Origin of the sequence: Streptomyces sp. NPDC006193 (genome assembly GCF_040613915.1) — a bacterium.
Lineage (GTDB): Bacteria > Actinomycetota > Actinomycetes > Streptomycetales > Streptomycetaceae > Streptomyces.
Map to the genome: position 1 here is coordinate 62110 of NZ_JBEXTB010000014.1, position 16071 is coordinate 78180.

General features: G+C 74.3%; 15 protein-coding genes. 11 read left to right on the forward strand and 4 right to left on the reverse strand.

Annotated elements, in window-relative coordinates; translation table 11 throughout:
* Window positions 1-139 precede the first annotated feature (139 nt).
* Window positions 140-1588, reverse strand: a complete 1449-nt coding sequence (locus ABZ261_RS15725) for an NAD(P)H-quinone dehydrogenase (protein ID WP_356859375.1) — start codon at window positions 1586-1588, stop codon at window positions 140-142.
* 96 nt (window positions 1589-1684) lie between these two features.
* On the opposite strand from ABZ261_RS15725, the gene ABZ261_RS15730 reads away from it, so the two are divergent.
* The 3 genes from ABZ261_RS15730 (at window position 1685) to ABZ261_RS15740 (ending at window position 5073) form a co-directional block, all read left to right on the forward strand.
* Window positions 1685-2122 (forward strand): gamma-glutamylcyclotransferase, encoded by a 438-nt coding sequence (locus ABZ261_RS15730; RefSeq protein WP_356859377.1) that lies wholly within the window; start codon window positions 1685-1687, stop codon window positions 2120-2122.
* A gap of 237 nt (window positions 2123-2359) precedes the next feature.
* Window positions 2360-3184 carry a purine-nucleoside phosphorylase gene (locus ABZ261_RS15735; protein WP_356859379.1) on the forward strand — a complete coding sequence of 275 codons (825 nt, stop codon included), beginning with the start codon at window positions 2360-2362 and terminating at the stop codon, window positions 3182-3184.
* 257 nt (window positions 3185-3441) lie between these two features.
* Window positions 3442-5073 (forward strand): phospho-sugar mutase, encoded by a 1632-nt coding sequence (locus tag ABZ261_RS15740; protein WP_356859380.1) that lies wholly within the window; start codon window positions 3442-3444, stop codon window positions 5071-5073.
* A gap of 724 nt (window positions 5074-5797) precedes the next feature.
* On the opposite strand, the gene ABZ261_RS15745 is transcribed toward ABZ261_RS15740, so the two are convergent.
* Complete coding sequence (locus tag ABZ261_RS15745; RefSeq protein ID WP_356859382.1) at window positions 5798-6499, reverse strand: PH domain-containing protein; 702 nt, start codon at window positions 6497-6499, stop codon at window positions 5798-5800.
* 137 nt (window positions 6500-6636) lie between these two features.
* On the opposite strand from ABZ261_RS15745, the gene deoC reads away from it, so the two are divergent.
* Genes deoC through ABZ261_RS15760 form a run of 3 tightly spaced genes read left to right on the forward strand, consistent with a single transcriptional unit; the run spans window position 6637 to window position 9930 of the window.
* Window positions 6637-7593, forward strand: coding sequence for a deoxyribose-phosphate aldolase (gene deoC / locus ABZ261_RS15750; RefSeq protein ID WP_356859384.1), 957 nt, complete (start codon window positions 6637-6639; stop codon window positions 7591-7593).
* 5 nt (window positions 7594-7598) lie between these two features.
* Window positions 7599-9050 (forward strand): aldehyde dehydrogenase family protein, encoded by a 1452-nt coding sequence (locus ABZ261_RS15755; protein ID WP_356859387.1) that lies wholly within the window; start codon window positions 7599-7601, stop codon window positions 9048-9050.
* On the forward strand, window positions 9043-9930 hold the full coding sequence (locus tag ABZ261_RS15760) for an aldehyde dehydrogenase family protein (RefSeq protein WP_356859389.1): 888 nt from the start codon (window positions 9043-9045) through the stop codon (window positions 9928-9930). The genes ABZ261_RS15755 and ABZ261_RS15760 overlap by 8 nt, the downstream gene beginning before the upstream one ends.
* A 99-nt stretch (window positions 9931-10029) precedes the next feature.
* Here the strand turns inward: ABZ261_RS15760 and ABZ261_RS15765 are convergent, their stop codons facing one another.
* Window positions 10030-10434 (reverse strand): hypothetical protein, encoded by a 405-nt coding sequence (locus tag ABZ261_RS15765; RefSeq protein ID WP_356859391.1) that lies wholly within the window; start codon window positions 10432-10434, stop codon window positions 10030-10032.
* Between the two features lie 127 nt (window positions 10435-10561).
* On the opposite strand from ABZ261_RS15765, the gene ABZ261_RS15770 reads away from it, so the two are divergent.
* Entirely contained in the window at window positions 10562-11191 is a 630-nt protein-coding gene (locus tag ABZ261_RS15770; protein ID WP_356859392.1) for a uridine kinase, read from the forward strand.
* A gap of 143 nt (window positions 11192-11334) precedes the next feature.
* On the opposite strand, the gene ABZ261_RS15775 is transcribed toward ABZ261_RS15770, so the two are convergent.
* Window positions 11335-12144 (reverse strand): SigE family RNA polymerase sigma factor, encoded by an 810-nt coding sequence (locus ABZ261_RS15775; protein WP_356859394.1) that lies wholly within the window; start codon window positions 12142-12144, stop codon window positions 11335-11337.
* A 242-nt stretch (window positions 12145-12386) separates the two neighbouring features.
* Between ABZ261_RS15775 and afsQ1 the strand changes: the two genes are divergently transcribed.
* The 4 genes from afsQ1 to ABZ261_RS15795 all read left to right on the forward strand — a co-directional run bounded on the left by afsQ1 (window position 12387) and on the right by ABZ261_RS15795 (window position 16011).
* Entirely contained in the window at window positions 12387-13064 is a 678-nt protein-coding gene (gene afsQ1, locus ABZ261_RS15780) for a two-component system response regulator AfsQ1 (protein ID WP_106980762.1), read from the forward strand.
* Window positions 13061-14680 carry a HAMP domain-containing sensor histidine kinase gene (locus ABZ261_RS15785; protein WP_356859396.1) on the forward strand — a complete coding sequence of 540 codons (1620 nt, stop codon included), beginning with the start codon at window positions 13061-13063 and terminating at the stop codon, window positions 14678-14680. Before afsQ1 ends, ABZ261_RS15785 begins: the two co-directional genes overlap by 4 nt.
* Window positions 14677-15282 carry a hypothetical protein gene (locus ABZ261_RS15790; protein ID WP_356859398.1) on the forward strand — a complete coding sequence of 202 codons (606 nt, stop codon included), beginning with the start codon at window positions 14677-14679 and terminating at the stop codon, window positions 15280-15282. The genes ABZ261_RS15785 and ABZ261_RS15790 overlap by 4 nt, the downstream gene beginning before the upstream one ends.
* Window positions 15283-15447: 165 nt before the next feature.
* Window positions 15448-16011, forward strand: coding sequence for a VanZ family protein (locus ABZ261_RS15795; RefSeq protein ID WP_356859400.1), 564 nt, complete (start codon window positions 15448-15450; stop codon window positions 16009-16011).
* Window positions 16012-16071 lie beyond the last annotated feature (60 nt).

Consider the following 16071-nt stretch of genomic DNA (forward strand, 5'->3'; position numbering starts at 1 on the left):
CTGCTTTCAGCAGTTTGCGCCGAATAGCAGAAGTTGTTCGCGCAGCGAGGCGGGAGGTGGTATAGGCCCCTCCCGCCCCGACTATGCCGGACGCACATCCGCCGACCGCCCCTGACCAGCGGGAAGTGAGCCGGGGCCGTCAGGCCTCCGCGCTCGCCTTCCGGGTGTGCAGCTGCCGGGCGACCTCAGCGATCGACCCCGACAGGGACGGGTACACGGTGAAGGCCTTCGCGATCTGTTCGACCGTCAGATTGTTGTCGACGGCGATCGAGATGGGGTGGATGAGTTCCGAGGCGCGCGGCGCGACGACCACACCGCCGACGACGATGCCCGTGCCGGGCCGGCAGAAGATCTTCACGAAGCCGTCCCGGATGCCCTGCATCTTGGCGCGCGGATTGCGCAGCAGGGGCAGCTTGACGACCCTGGCGTCGATCTTGCCGGCGTCGACGTCGGCCTGGGTGTAGCCGACGGTCGCGATCTCCGGGTCGGTGAAGACGTTGGAGGACACCGTCTTCAGGTTCAGCGGGGCCACCGCGTCGCCCAGGAAGTGGTACATGGCGATGCGCCCCTGCATGGCGGCGACGGACGCGAGGGCGAAGACACCGGTCACGTCACCGGCCGCGTAGACGCCCGGAGCGGTCGTCCGCGACACCTTGTCGGTCCATATGTGCCCGGACTCGCGCAGCCTGACCCCGGCCTCCTCCAGGCCGAGCCCCGCGCTGTTCGGGATGGCGCCGACGGCCATGAGGCAGTGGGAGCCGGTGATGACCCGGCCGTCGGCCAGCGTCACCTCGACCCGGTCGCCGACGCGCTTGGCGGACTGCGCGCGGGAGCGGGCCATGACGTTCATGCCGCGGCGGCGGAAGACGTCCTCCAGGACGGCGGCGGCGTCCGGGTCCTCGCCCGGCAGCACGCGGTCCCGGGAGGAGACGAGGGTCACCTTGGAGCCGAGTGCCTGGTAGGCGCCGGCGAACTCGGCGCCGGTCACGCCGGAGCCGACCACGATCAGCTCTTCCGGCAGCTCGGTGAGGTCATAGACCTGGGTCCAGTTCAGGATGCGCTCGCCGTCGGGCCGGGCGTCGGGCAGCTCGCGCGGGTGACCGCCGGTGGCGATGAGGACGGCGTCGGCGGTGAGGGTCTCCTCGGTGCCGTCGGCGGCGGTGACGACGACCTTCCGGGAACCGTCCAGGGCCTGCATGCCGTCCAGCCGGCCGCGGCCGCGCATGACCCGGGCGCCGGCACGCGTGACGGAGGCGGTGATGTCGTGCGACTGGGCGAGCGCGAGCCGCTTCACCCGCCGGTTGACCTTGCCGAGGTCAACCCCGACCACCCGGGCCGCCTGCTCCAGCGGCGGGGTGTCGTCGGCGACGATGATCCCCAGCTCCTCGTAGGAGGAGTCGAAGGTGGTCATCACCTCGGCCGTGGCGATCAGCGTCTTCGACGGCACGCAGTCGGTCAGCACCGACGCTCCGCCCAGACCGTCGCAGTCGACGACGGTCACCTCCGCACCGAGCTGAGCGGCCACCAGCGCCGCTTCGTATCCGCCGGGTCCGCCACCGATGATCACGATCCGAGTCACGTACCCCATTGTCCCGCACGCCCCGAGGTGCCACTGCCCGGGGGCGGCGCCGAAGCACCCGCGGGACGCCCGGGGCGCGCGGGGCGGCTGCCGTACCCTCTCTCCATGTCGCTCTATGCCGCGTACGCCGGCAACCTCGACGCGCGTCTGATGTCCCGCCGCGCCCTGCACTCGCCGCTGCGCGCCACCGGCTGGCTGAACGGCTGGCGGCTGACCTTCGGCGGCGAGCAGCTGGGCTGGGAGGGGGCGCTGGCGACCATCGTCGAGGACCCGCTGGCGTCGGTCTTCGTCGGTCTGTACGACATCGCGCCCATGGACGAGGAGTCGCTCGACCGGTGGGAGGGCGTGGGGCTCGGCATCTACCGGCGCGTACGGGTGCGCGTGCACACCCTGGACGGCGAGGAGCCCGCCTGGGCGTACGTCCTCGACGGGTACGAGGGCGGGCTGCCCTCGGCGCGCTACCTGGGCGAGATCGCCGACGCGGCGGAGTCGGCGGGGGCCCCGCACGACTACGTGATGGAGCTGCGCAAGCGCCCCTGCTGAGCGGAGCCCGTCCGGTCCCTCCCTCCGCCTCCCCGGTCGCGGCCGCGGCCTCGTCGGAGGTCGCGGCCTCCCACGGCGGTCTCCCGCGCCTCGCTGCGCACCCGGCGACCTCCGTGCCGGTTCCGCACCTTTCGCACGCTTTCGCCGGCGCTCCGCGAAAACCTGCGGGTCGACTGACGCAAACCCGTGAGCTCCGTCATCTACGCGCGTAGGCGAAGAGCGGCTACCCTCGTCCGCGTGAACGCATCTCTTCTTCCGGACGACATCCAGGGCGACCCCTACGCCGCCGCCGACGCCGCCGCCGCGCGCCTGCGCGAACTCACCGGCGCCGAGACCCACGACGTCGCCCTCGTGATGGGCTCCGGCTGGGCTCCCGCCGTGGACGCGCTGGGCGCCCCCGACGCCGAGTTCCAGGTCACCGAGCTGCCCGGCTTCCCGCCGCCGGCCGTCGAGGGGCACGGCGGCAAGGTCCGCTCGTACTCCTCCGGTGACAAGCGCGCCCTGGTCTTCCTGGGCCGCACGCACTACTACGAGGGCCGTGGCGTCGCCGCCGTCGCGCACGGTGTGCGCACCGCCGTCGCCGCCGGCTGCAAGACCGTGGTCCTCACCAACGGCTGCGGCGGTCTGCGCGCGGGCATGCGCCCCGGCCAGCCGGTGCTGATCAGCGACCACATCAACCTGACGGCCACCTCCCCGATCGTCGGCGCGAACTTCGTCGACCTGACGGACCTGTACTCGCCGCGCCTGCGCGCCCTGTGCAAGGAGATCGACCCCACCCTGGAGGAGGGCGTCTACGCCCAGTTCCCCGGCCCGCACTACGAGACCCCGGCCGAGATCCGCATGGCCCGCGTCATCGGCGCGGACCTGGTCGGCATGTCCACGGTCCTGGAGGCGATCGCCGCGCGCGAGGCGGGCGCCGAGGTGCTGGGCATCTCCCTGGTCACCAACCTGGCCGCGGGCATGACCGGGGAGCCCCTGAACCACGAGGAGGTCCTCCAGGCGGGCCGCGACTCGGCGGCCCGGATGGGCCAGCTGCTGGCCCAGGTGCTGGGCCGCATCTGACCGGACGCGGCGCCGCCCGGCGTGCCGCCGGGTGGAGGCGTGGTGCCGCGTGCCGCTCGGCGGAAGCGCGGCAGGGCGGGCCGCGCCGGGACGGACGAGCGGCGCGGCACGAACGGTGAGCGGGGTGCGGGCGTCGCCGGCGGCGGCCCCGCCGCCCCGCCCGTCCGCCCGCCGGCCGGGCGGCGGGCGCGGAGCACGGAGGCCGGGGGCCGGACCCCCGGGGCGACCAGGCAGACACAGGAGAGGTTGATCCCAAGGTGCACGACGATCTCATGGCCAAGGCCAGCGCATGGCTCGCCGAGGACCCGGACCAGGAGACCCGCGACGAACTCGCCGCGCTGATCGAGGCCGGTGACGTCGAGGAACTGTCGGCCCGCTTCGGCGGCACCCTCCAGTTCGGCACCGCCGGACTGCGGGGCGAGCTCGGGGCCGGCCCGATGCGCATGAACCGCAGCGTCGTCATCTGCGCCGCGGCCGGCCTCGCCGCGTACCTGAAGAGGCACGGCCACACCGGGGGCCTCGTCGTCATCGGCTACGACGCCCGCCACAAGTCCGCCGACTTCGCCCGCGACACCGCCGCGGTGATGACCGGCGCCGGCCTGCGCGCGGCCGTGCTCCCGCGTCCCCTCCCCACCCCCGTGCTGGCCTTCGCCATCAGGCACCTCGGCGCCGTCGCGGGCGTGGAGGTCACCGCCAGCCACAACCCGCCCCGGGACAACGGCTACAAGGTCTACCTCGGCGACGGCTCCCAGATCGTGCCGCCCGCCGACGCGGAGATCGCCGCCGAGATCGCCGCCATCGCCTCGCTGAACGACGTGCCCCGCCCGGACTCCGGCTGGGAGACCCTGGACGACGCGGTCCTGGACGCCTATCTGGCCCGTACGGACGCCGTCCTGGCCGCCGGTTCCCCGCGCACCGCCCGCACGGTGTACACGGCGATGCACGGCGTCGGCCGGGACGTCCTGCTGGCCGCCTTCGCCCGCGCCGGCTTCCCCGAGCCGGTGCTGGTCGCCGAGCAGGCCGACCCGGACCCGGACTTCCCGACGGTCGCGTTCCCGAACCCGGAGGAGCCGGGGGCGATGGACCTGGCGTTCGCGCGGGCCCGTACGGCCGACCCGGACCTGGTCATCGCCAACGACCCCGACGCCGACCGCTGCGCGGTGGCTGTCAAGGACGGCGGCGACTGGCGCATGCTGCGCGGCGACGAGGTCGGCGCGCTGCTCGCCGCCCACCTGGTACGGCGCGGCGCGCGGGGCGTCCTCGCCGAGTCGATCGTCTCGTCCTCCCTGCTCGGCCGGATCGCCGCGAAGGCGGGTCTGCCGTACGAGGAGACGCTGACCGGCTTCAAGTGGATCGCCCGCGTCGACGGCCTGCGCTACGGCTACGAAGAGGCCCTCGGCTACTGCGTGGACCCGCAGGGCGTGCGCGACAAGGACGGCATCACGGCAGCGCTCCTGATCACCGAGCTGGCGTCCGTGCTGAAGGAGGAGGGCCGCACCCTGCTGGACCTCCTCGACGACCTCGCCGTCGAGCACGGCCTGCACGCCACCGACCAGCTCTCGGTGCGCGTCCAGGACCTGTCCCTGATCGCCGACGCGATGCGCCGCCTGCGCGAGCAGCCGCCGACCGAGCTGGCGGGCCTGCCCGTCACCCGGGCCGAGGACCTGACCCGCGGCACGGACACGCTGCCGCCCACCGACGGCCTGCGCTACACCCTCACCGGCGCCCGCGTCATCGTCCGCCCCAGCGGCACGGAGCCGAAGCTGAAGTGCTACCTGGAGGTCGTCGTGCCGGTGACCACGCACGCCGGCCTGCCGGCGGCCCGCGCCCGCGCGGCGGAACTGCTCGCGGCCATCAAGCGCGACCTGTCGGCGGCCGCCGGCATCTGACCGCCGCCACCCACCGGGGCGCACCGCCAGGGGGCGCCGCCTCCGGCCGGCTCGGTGCCGGACGCGCCAGGAGCAGCCCAATGGCGGGAGGGGCAACTCGGGCCGCGCGCACAGCCACGGCACGTGCAGCGCCATGAGCGCGCCCGGCCACGGCCGCCGGCCGCCCAGCACGGCCGGCAGGCCAGGACGGCCGGCAGGCCGGTCACCGCCGTGGCGGCGACCAGGGCGAGCGCCTGCCCGCCCGTCCGCGACGGCATGGGCGCCCACCGCGGGGGCAGCGCGTCGAGCCATCGGCGGGACTGCTCCCCGTTCCGGGGAGGGCAGCCGTCGGGGAGGGCGGAGGCGGACAGGGGCAGCGGGCGCCGCGGGGCCGTGGTCATCCCTTCCGGACGTGCGGTGGGACAGACCTGCGGTGGGAGAGGGTGAGAGGGGACGAGGGGCCCGCCGGGTGGGGGACCCGCGGGGCGTGCCGGCCGCGCGGGTGCGAACCGGACCACTCGGCGCGGGCGGCCGCGGCGGACGGCGGCGCCCTGTGCTGTGCCCGCACGCCCCCGGTCGCCGACCGCCTGCGCGCGGGGGCGACGCCGTCGGTGCGCGCCGGCCGTACGGAACACCTCGTCCCTGCCGCGCGCCGGACGGGTCCGCCCGGACAGGAGCCGCGGCACGCGCCCCGCGGGCGGCAGCCCGGCCCGCCGGGAGGAGAGGTCCCGCTCCCCGAGGGGCCTCAGCCCACCGCGAGGAGGATCGCCAGCAGCACCGCTCCCGCCACCGCCGGCGCGGCCACCTCCCAGGCCCAGCGCACCCTCGGCTCCTCCTGGGTCCCGTCCGCCTCGCCGCGGCGTTCCAGGAGGTCCCGCAGGTCGTCCATGATCTGGTCGGTCTGCGCCCGGACCGGTCCGGAGTCCTGGCCGCGCAGGGCGAGACCGCCGAGGCCCGGGCCGCCCGCTGCCGGCCCGCCGGCCCGGCCGCCCGGCGTCAGGCCGCGTGCCGCGTCCGCCGCCGCCCGCTGCTGCCGGCGGGCCGCCTTCTTGCGGGCCCGCAGCGAGACCGGGATGGCCCACAGCTGGTACTTGGCGCCGGACCTGGCGACGACCTCGTTGGAGTAGCCGGAGCGCAGGGCGGCGATCTCGCCCCAGGGCAGGGTGATCACCCGGAAGGGGTTGCGGACGCGCAGCCGGTCCTCGTTCGCGAAGACCGCAGGGCGGAGGGTGAAGGCGGTCACCAGAGGTACGACCAGGATCATCCCGGCCAGCGCCAGCCACGGGGTCCGGCCGTGCCCGTTGAACAGCGCGTCGCCGCCCAGCCAGAGCACGATGGCGAGCAGCAGCGCGCCGCCGACGAGCGCCATGGGCGAGCGGTAGACCCGGTCCCTGGCGACGGGCGCCGGGGACGGTGACGCGGGTGACGGGCGGTCGGGGGTGGTCATGGCCCCGATTCTGCACGACGCCCGCGCCGGCGCGGTCGCGCTCCCGGCAACCGGCGCTCATCCGTGATCTCGGGGTTCTGGACGAGCGCTGAGGGGTGTACAGCCGCTACGCGCGTAGATATGCTCGTCTGGTGACCATGCCCAGTACTGCACCCGCCGCGCACGCGCTCGCCGACGTCACCGCGTCCGACAGCACGCTGCGCCGCTTCCTCCACGGGCTGCCCGGCGTCGACGCGGTCGGCCTGGAGGCGCGTGCCGCCTCCCTCGGCACCCGTTCCATCAAGACGACCGCGAAGGCGTACGCCATCGACCTCGCCATCTCGATGGTCGACCTGACGACGCTGGAAGGCGCGGACACCCCGGGCAAGGTCCGGGCGCTCGGCGCCAAGGCGGTCCACCCCGACCCGACCGACCGCACCACGCCCACCACGGCCGCGGTCTGCGTCTACCCCGACATGGTGGCCGTCGCCAAGGAAGCCGTCGCCGGCTCCGGCGTCAAGGTGGCCTCCGTCGCCACCGCCTTCCCGGCCGGCCGCGCCGCCCTGGAGGTGAAGCTGGCCGACGTGCGCGACGCGGTCGCCGCCGGCGCCGACGAGATCGACATGGTCATCGACCGGGGCGCGTTCCTCGCGGGCCGGTACCTGAAGGTGTACGAGGAGATCGTCGCCGTGAAGGAGGCCTGCGGCGGCGCCCGCCTGAAGGTCATCTTCGAGACCGGCGAGCTGTCGACGTACGACAACATCCGCCGCGCCTCCTGGCTCGGCATGCTCGCCGGCGCGGACTTCATCAAGACCTCCACCGGCAAGGTCGCCGTCAACGCCACCCCGGCCAACACCCTGCTGATGCTGGAGGCGGTGCGCGACTTCCGCGCCCTGACCGGCGTCCAGGTCGGCGTGAAGCCGGCGGGCGGCATCCGCACCAGCAAGGACGCGATCAAGTTCCTGGTCCTGGTCAACGAGACGGTGGGCGAGGACTGGCTGGACAGCCACTGGTTCCGCTTCGGCGCCTCCTCGCTCCTGAACGACCTGCTGATGCAGCGCCAGAAGCTGGCCACCGGCCGCTACTCCGGCCCCGACTACGTGACGGTGGACTGATCACCATGACCATCGAGAAGCGGTCTTCCGCATTCGAGTACGCACCGGCGCCCGAGTCGCGCTCCGTCGTCGACATCGCCCCCTCCTACGGCCTGTTCATCGACGGCGAGTTCACCGAGGCGGCCGACGGCAGGGTGTTCAAGAGCGTCTCGCCGTCCACGGAGGAGGTGCTGTCCGAGGTCGCCCGGGCCGGCACCGAGGACGTCGACCGCGCGGTCGGAGCCGCCCGCAGGGCCTTCGAGGGGTGGTCGGCGCTGCCCGGCGCCGAGCGGGCCAAGTACCTGTTCCGCATCGCCCGGATCATCCAGGAGCGCAGCCGTGAGCTGGCGGTCCTGGAGACGCTGGACAACGGCAAGCCGATCCGGGAGACCCGCGACACGGACCTGCCCCTGGTCGCCGCGCACTTCTTCTACTACGCGGGCTGGGCCGACAAGCTCGACCACGCCGGGTTCGGCGCGAACCCGCGCCCGCTGGGCGTGGCCGGCCAGGTCATCCCGTGGAACTTCCCGCTGCTGATGCTCGCGTGGAAGATCGCCCCGGCGCTCGCGACCGGCAACACGGTCGTGCTGAAGCCGGCGGAGACCACCCCGCTGTCCGCGCTGTTCTTCGCGGACGTCTGCCGCCAGGCGGGGCTGCCCAGGGGCGTCGTCAACATCCTTCCGGGCTACGGCGACGCGGGCGCCGCGCTCGTCGCGCACCCGGACGTGAACAAGGTCGCCTTCACCGGGTCCACCGCGGTCGGCAAGGAGATCGCGCGGACGGTCGCGGGCACGCGCAAGAAGCTGACCCTCGAACTGGGCGGCAAGGGCGCCAACATCGTCTTCGACGACGCCCCGGTCGACCAGGCCGTCGAGGGCATCGTGAACGGCATCTTCTTCAACCAGGGCCAGGTCTGCTGCGCGGGCTCCCGCCTCCTGGTGCAGGAGTCCGTCCACGACGAGCTGCTGGACTCCCTCAAGCGCCGCCTGTCCACGCTCCGCCTCGGCGACCCGCTGGACAAGAACACCGACATCGGCGCGATCAACTCCGCGGAGCAGCTGGCCCGGATCACCGCGCTGGCCGACCAGGGCGAGGCGGAGGGCGCCGAGCGCTGGTCCCCGGCCTGCGAACTGCCCTCGGCGGGCTACTGGTTCGCGCCGACGCTGTTCACGAACGTCACCCAGGCGCACACCATCGCCCGCGACGAGATCTTCGGCCCGGTGCTGTCGGTGCTGACCTTCCGCACCCCGGACGAGGCGGTCGCCAAGGCGAACAACACGCCGTACGGCCTGAGCGCGGGCGTCTGGACCGAGAAGGGCTCCCGGATCCTGGCCGTCGCGAACAAGCTCCGGGCCGGCGTCGTCTGGTCCAACACGTTCAACAAGTTCGACCCGGCCTCGCCGTTCGGCGGCTACAAGGAGTCGGGCTTCGGCCGCGAGGGCGGCCGCCACGGCCTGGAGGCGTACCTCGATGTCTGACGCGCGACTGAGTGTCTTCAAGACCTACAAGCTGTACGTGGGCGGCAAGTTCCCGCGTTCCGAGAGCGGCCGGGTGTACGAGGTGACCGACTCCAAGGGCAACTGGCTGGCCAACGCGCCGCAGTCCTCGCGCAAGGACGCCCGGGACGCGGTCGTGGCCGCGCGCAAGGCGTTCGGCGGCTGGTCCGGCGCGACCGCCTACAACCGCGGTCAGGTGCTGTACCGGGTCGCGGAGATGCTGGAGGGCCGCCGCGAGCAGTTCGTGCGCGAGGTGGCCGACGCCGAGGGCCTGTCGAAGGCGAAGGCGGCGGCGGTCGTGGACGCGGCCGTCGACCGCTGGGTCTGGTACGCGGGCTGGACCGACAAGATCGCCCAGGTGATCGGCGGCGCCAACCCGGTCGCGGGCCCGTACTTCAACCTCTCCTCCCCGGAGCCGGCGGGCGTGGTCGCCGTCCTGGCCCCGCAGGAGTCGTCGTTCCTCGGCCTGGTCTCGGTCCTGGCCCCCGTGATCGCCACCGGCAACACGGCGGTCGTGGTCGCCTCCGAGAAGGCCCCGCTGCCCGCCCTGTCCCTCGCCGAGGTGCTCGCCACCTCCGACGTCCCGGGCGGTGTGGTGAACATCCTGTCCGGCCGTACGGCGGAGATCGCGGCGCCGCTGGCCGCGCACCAGGACGTCAACGCGATCGACCTCGCGGGCGCGGACGAGGAGCTGGCGAAGGAGCTGGAGATCGCGGCGGCCGACAACCTGAAGCGGGTGGTGCGTCCACAGGCCGTGGACTACTTCGCCACGCCGGGGACCGACCGGATGACGGCGTTCCTGGAGACGAAGACCGTCTGGCACCCGACCGGGTCGCTGGGGGCGTCCGGGTCGTCCTACTGACGCGGTCGGTACGCGGCGCGCGACCGGGGCGCGGCCGGGACGGGGTGTGCCCCGGCCCGGCCGCGTCACCGCGGCCGGGCCGCACGCCCTCGGGGGCTGTCAGCCTCCCACGGACGTCAGGACCTGCCCCGCCACCGGCACGCTGCCGATCGACGGGGCCTGCGCCACCGGGCCCGTCAGCGCCCTGGACGACACCGGCTTGAAGTCGGCCACCTGGGTGCCCACCCCGTTGTCCAGCGGGTCCACCCCCGTGCCCGCGAGGGGGTTGGGCTTGAGGCCCGCGACCGGGCCGGTCACATAGCCCACGGCGCCGGTGAGGGCGCGCGCGCCCGCCTGCGGGTCGGCGTCGCCGAGGTCCACCGGCGCGTGGGCGAGGCCGGCGACGGGGACGGAGTCGTCGGCGGACGCCGTCGCCGCCCCCGCACCCAGGGCCGCCCCGGCGGTCACCAGGGCGATCAGGGCGCGCTGCGCGGTGGAGTGCTGGGGGGAGCTGTGTCGGGCCATCGCTGGTGCCACCTTCTGGTGCGCAGGGTGAGACTGTCGACACGTAGGGTAGTTGAGGTGCGCCTCACGCTCAAAAGCCGACCCACGGGGTCGGCAGGGCGCCCGCCATGCGTCAAACTGGTGTTCCGTGAGCCCTCATCCCCCGTCTCCCGCCCGTGTGGTGCTGCTGTGCGGCCCCTCCGGTTCGGGAAAGTCACTCGTCGCCGCCCGTTCCGGGCTCCCCGTCCTGCGCCTGGACGACTTCTACAAGGAGGGTGACGACCCGACTCTGCCCCTGGTCGCGGGGAGTTCGGACATCGACTGGGACCATCCGGCGTCCTGGGACGCGGACGTCGCGGTCGAGGCCATCGCCCGGCTGTGCGCCACGGGATCGACGCCGGTGCCGGTGTACGACCTCGCGCTGAGCGCCCGCACCGGCGAGGAGACCCTGCACATCGGCGCCGCCCCGCTGTTCATCGCCGAGGGCGTCTTCGCCGCGGAGATCGTCGGCCGCTGCCGCGAGCTGGGGGTGCTGGCGGACGCGCTGTGCCTGACCCGCGGCCCGGTCACCACCTTCCGCCGGCGCTTCCTGCGCGACCTGCGGGAGGGCCGCAAGTCGGTGCCGTTCCTGCTGCGCCGCGGCTGGCGGCTGATGCGCACGGAACGCTCGATCGTCGCCCGCCAGGTGTCGCTGGGCGCGCGTCCCTGCGACCGGGACGAGGCGCTCGGCCGGCTGGCGGCGGCCGCCCGCCAGGTCCCGCAGCGGACGCCGGCCTAGGCCCTCCCGCCCGGCAGCCCCGCACGCACGCGGAGCGGGACCGGTCGGACCCCCGGCCGACCGGTCCCGCTCCCGTGCATCCCCCGTTTCCCCCGTTCCCCCCCCGTGGGCCACCCCCCAGTGGCCCGGTTCCCCCCGTACCTTCAGGCGACCAGTTCGCCGAAGGCGTCCTCCAGGTCACGGCCGAAGCTGAGGACCTCGTCCTCGCGCAGCCGGCGCAGCGACCGCCAGATGCTCGACTTCACCGTGCCGACGCTGATGCCGAGGATGTCCGCGATCTCCGGGTCCGTGCGGCCCTCGTAGTAGCGCAGGACCAGCATGGTGCGCTGGAGTTCGGGCAGCCGGGCCAGCGCCTGCCACAGGACCGCGCGCAGCTCCGTGCCGCGCATCGCGTCCGTCTCGCCGGGCGCCTCCGGCAGTTCCTCGGTCGGGTACTCGTTGAGCTTGCGGCGCCGCCAGGCGCTGATGTGCAGGTTGGTCATCGTGCGGCGCAGGTATCCGCCGACCGCCGCCTTGTCGCTGATCCGGTCCCAGGCGCGGTACGTCGAGAACAGCGCGCTCTGCAGCAGGTCCTCGGCCTCGAAGCGGTCGCCGGTCAGGTGGTAGGCGGTGGCGTACAGGGAGGCGCGGCGCTCCTGGACGTAGGCGGTGAACTCCGCCTCGGTCAGCGAACGACGCTCCCCCGTGTCCTCCCGGTACGCGGCTCCCCCGTGAGCCTCTCCCCGGGCGGCTTCGCCCCGGGCGTCGACCACCGTCATGTAGGGCTGAAGCCCCTGCGCATGGGCGGTGTGCTGGCGTCCGGCGCCGCGGGCGCACCCCCGCCCTCCCCCGTGCTCCCGGTTGCGCTCGGACAGCGAGGCGCCCTGCGCGGCACCGGACTTCTCGGAACCCCGGTGCACGTCGTGCAGACGCGTGACCACTGCGCTGGTGCTGATGCCGTGCAGCGTGTTCATCTCGCGCTCCCCGTCGTGGACTTCCGGTGCTTCTGTCTCGCTCCGGGCTGTCGCCGGCTCCCCGCCGTGCCCGTGCCGAAAAGACTGCCGGGGGCACTTCATCGCCGTGTCCGCCGACTGTCACAGACCTGTCACAGGGGCGGGGCGCACCCGTGTCACGGACGGCACACGGGTGGTGGCGGTGCGCGGGGATCGGTCCCGCAGGTCGTCCCGCGGCCCCTCCATGGGCCAGAATGAGCCCCGTGCCTTCCCTGTTGCTGATCGAGGACGACGACGCCATCCGCACGGCCCTGGAGCTCTCCCTGACGCGCCAGGGACACCGGGTGGCCACCGCTGCCAGCGGTGAGGACGGTCTGAAGCTGCTGCGCGAGCAGCGGCCTGATCTGATCGTGCTGGACGTGATGCTGCCCGGCATCGACGGGTTCGAGGTGTGCCGGCGCATCCGGCGCACCGACCAGCTGCCGATCATTCTGCTGACCGCGCGCAGCGACGACATCGACGTGGTGGTCGGCCTGGAGTCGGGCGCCGACGACTATGTCGTCAAGCCCGTGCAGGGACGGGTGCTGGACGCCCGGATCCGGGCCGTGCTGCGGCGCGGGGAGCGCGAGTCCAGCGACTCGGCCACGTTCGGCAACCTCGTCATCGACCGGTCGGCGATGACCGTCACGAAGAACGGCGAGGACCTCCAGCTCACCCCGACCGAGCTGCGGCTGCTGCTGGAGCTGAGCCGCCGGCCCGGGCAGGCGCTGTCCAGGCAGCAGCTGCTGCGGCTGGTGTGGGAGCACGACTACCTGGGCGACTCCCGCCTGGTGGACGCGTGTGTGCAGCGGCTGCGGGCCAAGGTCGAGGACGTGCCGTCGTCGCCGACGCTGATCCGGACCGTCCGTGGTGTCGGCTACCGCCTGGACGCCCCTCAGTGACCGACACGCGAGGGGGGCTGCGCGGCTGGGCCGCGGGGCGCAGGGGAAGTCTGTCGCGGCTGCGGTTCACCAGCCTCAGGCTGCGGCTGGTGGTGGTGTTCGCGCTCGTCGCGCTCACCGCCGCGGTGTCGGCGTCGGGCATCGCCTACTGGCTCAACCGGGAGGCCGTGCTCACGCGGGCCCAGGACGCGGTGCTGCGCGACTTCCGGCAGGAGATGCAGAACCGCGTGGGCGCGCTGCCGGAGCACCCGACGCAGGATCAGCTCCAGCGGGCCGCCGGCCAGATGGCCGCCAGCAGCCAGCGCTTCAGCGTGCTCCTGGTGGCCGAGGACGCCGACGGCAAGACGGTGTACGGCACCTCGGGCGGCATCAACGGCTTCGCGCTGGAGGACGTGCCGCGGTCGCTGCGCGCGGCCGTCGCCAAGCGGCAGCGGACGACCAAGTCCAACAGGGAGCCCTACCACCTGTACTGGCAGCGGGTCGTGGAGGACGGCACGCCGTACCTCGTGGCCGGGACGCGCGTGCTCGGCGGCGGCCCGACCGGCTACATGGCGAAGTCGCTGGAGCCGGAGGCCAAGGACCTCAACTCGCTGGCCTGGTCGCTGGGCATCGCCACGGGGCTCGCGCTGATCGGCGCCGCGCTGCTCGCGCAGGCCGCCGCCACGACCGTGCTGAAGCCGGTGCAGCGGCTCGGGACGGCCGCCAGGCGACTGGGCGAGGGCAGGCTGGACACCCGGCTGCGGGTGTCCGGCACCGACGAACTCGCCGACCTGTCCCGGACGTTCAACAACGCGGCCGAGGCGCTGGAGAAGCGGGTCGCGGAGATGGCGGCGCGGGACGAGGCGTCCCGCCGGTTCGTCGCCGACATGTCGCACGAGCTGCGGACGCCGCTCACCGCCATCACCGCCGTCACGGAGGTGCTGGAGGAGGAGCTGGAGTCGGAGGCCGGCGGCATCGACCCGATGGTCGAGCCCGCGGTGCGCCTGGTGGTCAGCGAGACCCGGCGGCTGAACGACCTGGTCGAGAACCTCATGGAGGTCACGCGCTTCGACGCGGGCACCGCCCGGCTGGTCCTGGACGACGTGGACGTCGCCGACCAGATCACCGCCTGCATCGACGCCCGCGCCTGGCTGGACGCCGTGGAGCTGGACGCCGAGCGCGGCATCCACGCCCGCCTCGACCCGCGCCGCCTGGACGTCATCCTCGCCAACCTGGTCGGCAACGCGCTCAAGCACGGCGGCTCGCCGGTGCGGGTGTCGGTGCGCGAGGAGCGCGGGGAGGAGGACGAGGTCGTCATCTCCGTCCGCGACCACGGGCCCGGCATCCCGCAGGACGTCCTGCCGCACGTCTTCGACCGCTTCTACAAGGCGAGCGCCTCCCGCCCGCGCTCCGAGGGCAGCGGACTGGGCCTGTCCATCGCCCTGGAGAACGCCCACATCCACGGCGGGGAGATCACCGCCGCCAACTCCCCCGAGGGCGGCGCGGTGTTCACGCTGCGGCTGCCGCGGGACGCCTCGCGGCTGACCGAGCGCGACGGCAAGGGCGACCAGGACGGCGGGGACGGCGGGAACGGCGGCGCCGACCGGCAGAACGGATCAGGAAAGGAGGGGTCATGACCGTACGACGCCTGCTGGCGCTGCCCCTCCTGGGCGCGCTGCTCACGGGCTGCGGCATCCGGGCCACGGAGGTGCCGACCGACTTCGGGCCGGCGCCGTCCCGGGTGCCGTGCTCGCTGGCCGGGCCCGACCTGCCCGCGCAGTCCTCGCGGGGGGTGCCGGTGCAGGTGTTCCTGCTGTGCGGGGCGTCCCTGGTGGCCGTGGACCGGGCCGTGCGGGTCCCCGAGGGCACCGCGGACGCCCGGCGCCGGGTGATCGTGGCGCAGGGGCTGCTGGACCAGCTCGCCGCGTCGCCGTCGGCCGCGGAGAGGGCGGCGGGCTACACGACGTACGTGCCGGGCGGCATGAGCGTGTCCGCGCCCGGCCCGGAGGACCCCGAGGAGAGCCTGCGCCTGAGCACCGCCCCCGGCCGGCTCTCGCCCTACGCCCTCGCCCAGCTGGTCTGCACCCTGTCCGACTCCGCCGCCACCGAGGGGGACGGCTCGGTCATCCTGGGCGGCCCCGGCAGGAGCGGTCTGCGCCGCTACGAGTGCACGGACGACGTACGCGGCCGGCCGGGCTCCGCACGGCCGCCGTCCAGCGCGGTCGCGGGCGCCGAGTAGGCCGCGGGCGGGGCGACGGACGGCCCCGGCCGCCGGTCCGCCGGGGCGGGCGCGGCCGCCGGGCCCGTGGGGCGGGCGGCCGCAGGGCCCGTGGGGCGGGGGCCGGCCGCGCCGGGAAGGCGGCGCGGCGGAACCGATCGGCGCCGCCCCCGCGTCTAGGGGGTCGTGCAGCGTCAAGGCTCCTTCGGCGGCACCGCCGCGTTCCGCATCCGTGTGACAGGAGGCGTGCTCCTCGTCGTACACCTCGCCCTCGTCGCCTGGCTGATGCTGCGCCCCCTGGACGTCCCCTGGGTGCTGCCGCCCAATCTGCGCCCGCTGGCCGGCATCCGCGCCGACCTGGCACTGGGCTGGCCGCAGGCCGCCGAGCCCCTCGGCGAGGGCCTCGCGCTGCTCGCCCCGCTGGGCGTGCTGCTGCCGATGGCGCACGGCAGGCTCGCCGTCTCCGCGCCGGCCTCGCTGGTCCGCACGGCCGCGGCCGGCGCCCTGGTCTCCCTCGGCATCGCCCTGCTGCAGACCGATGTGCCGGGACGGGTCGTGGACGTCGACTCGCTGCTGCTGAACACGGCCGGGGTGGTCGTGGCCCATCTGGTCGCCGTACCGGCGGGCCGGGCCTGGCTGCGGCGGCGGGGCCTGCGGGAACCCGGTGCGGCCGGGCCGCCGGTCGGCGTCCAGGAGGAGCCGGCTCAGGGACGCACCCCGACGATTCCCAGGGTCGGGATCGCCCCGTAGAGCGACGCTTCGCCCCCTTCGTCTCCGTACCGTGGAACACAGCCGGACACAGCGGCCGCC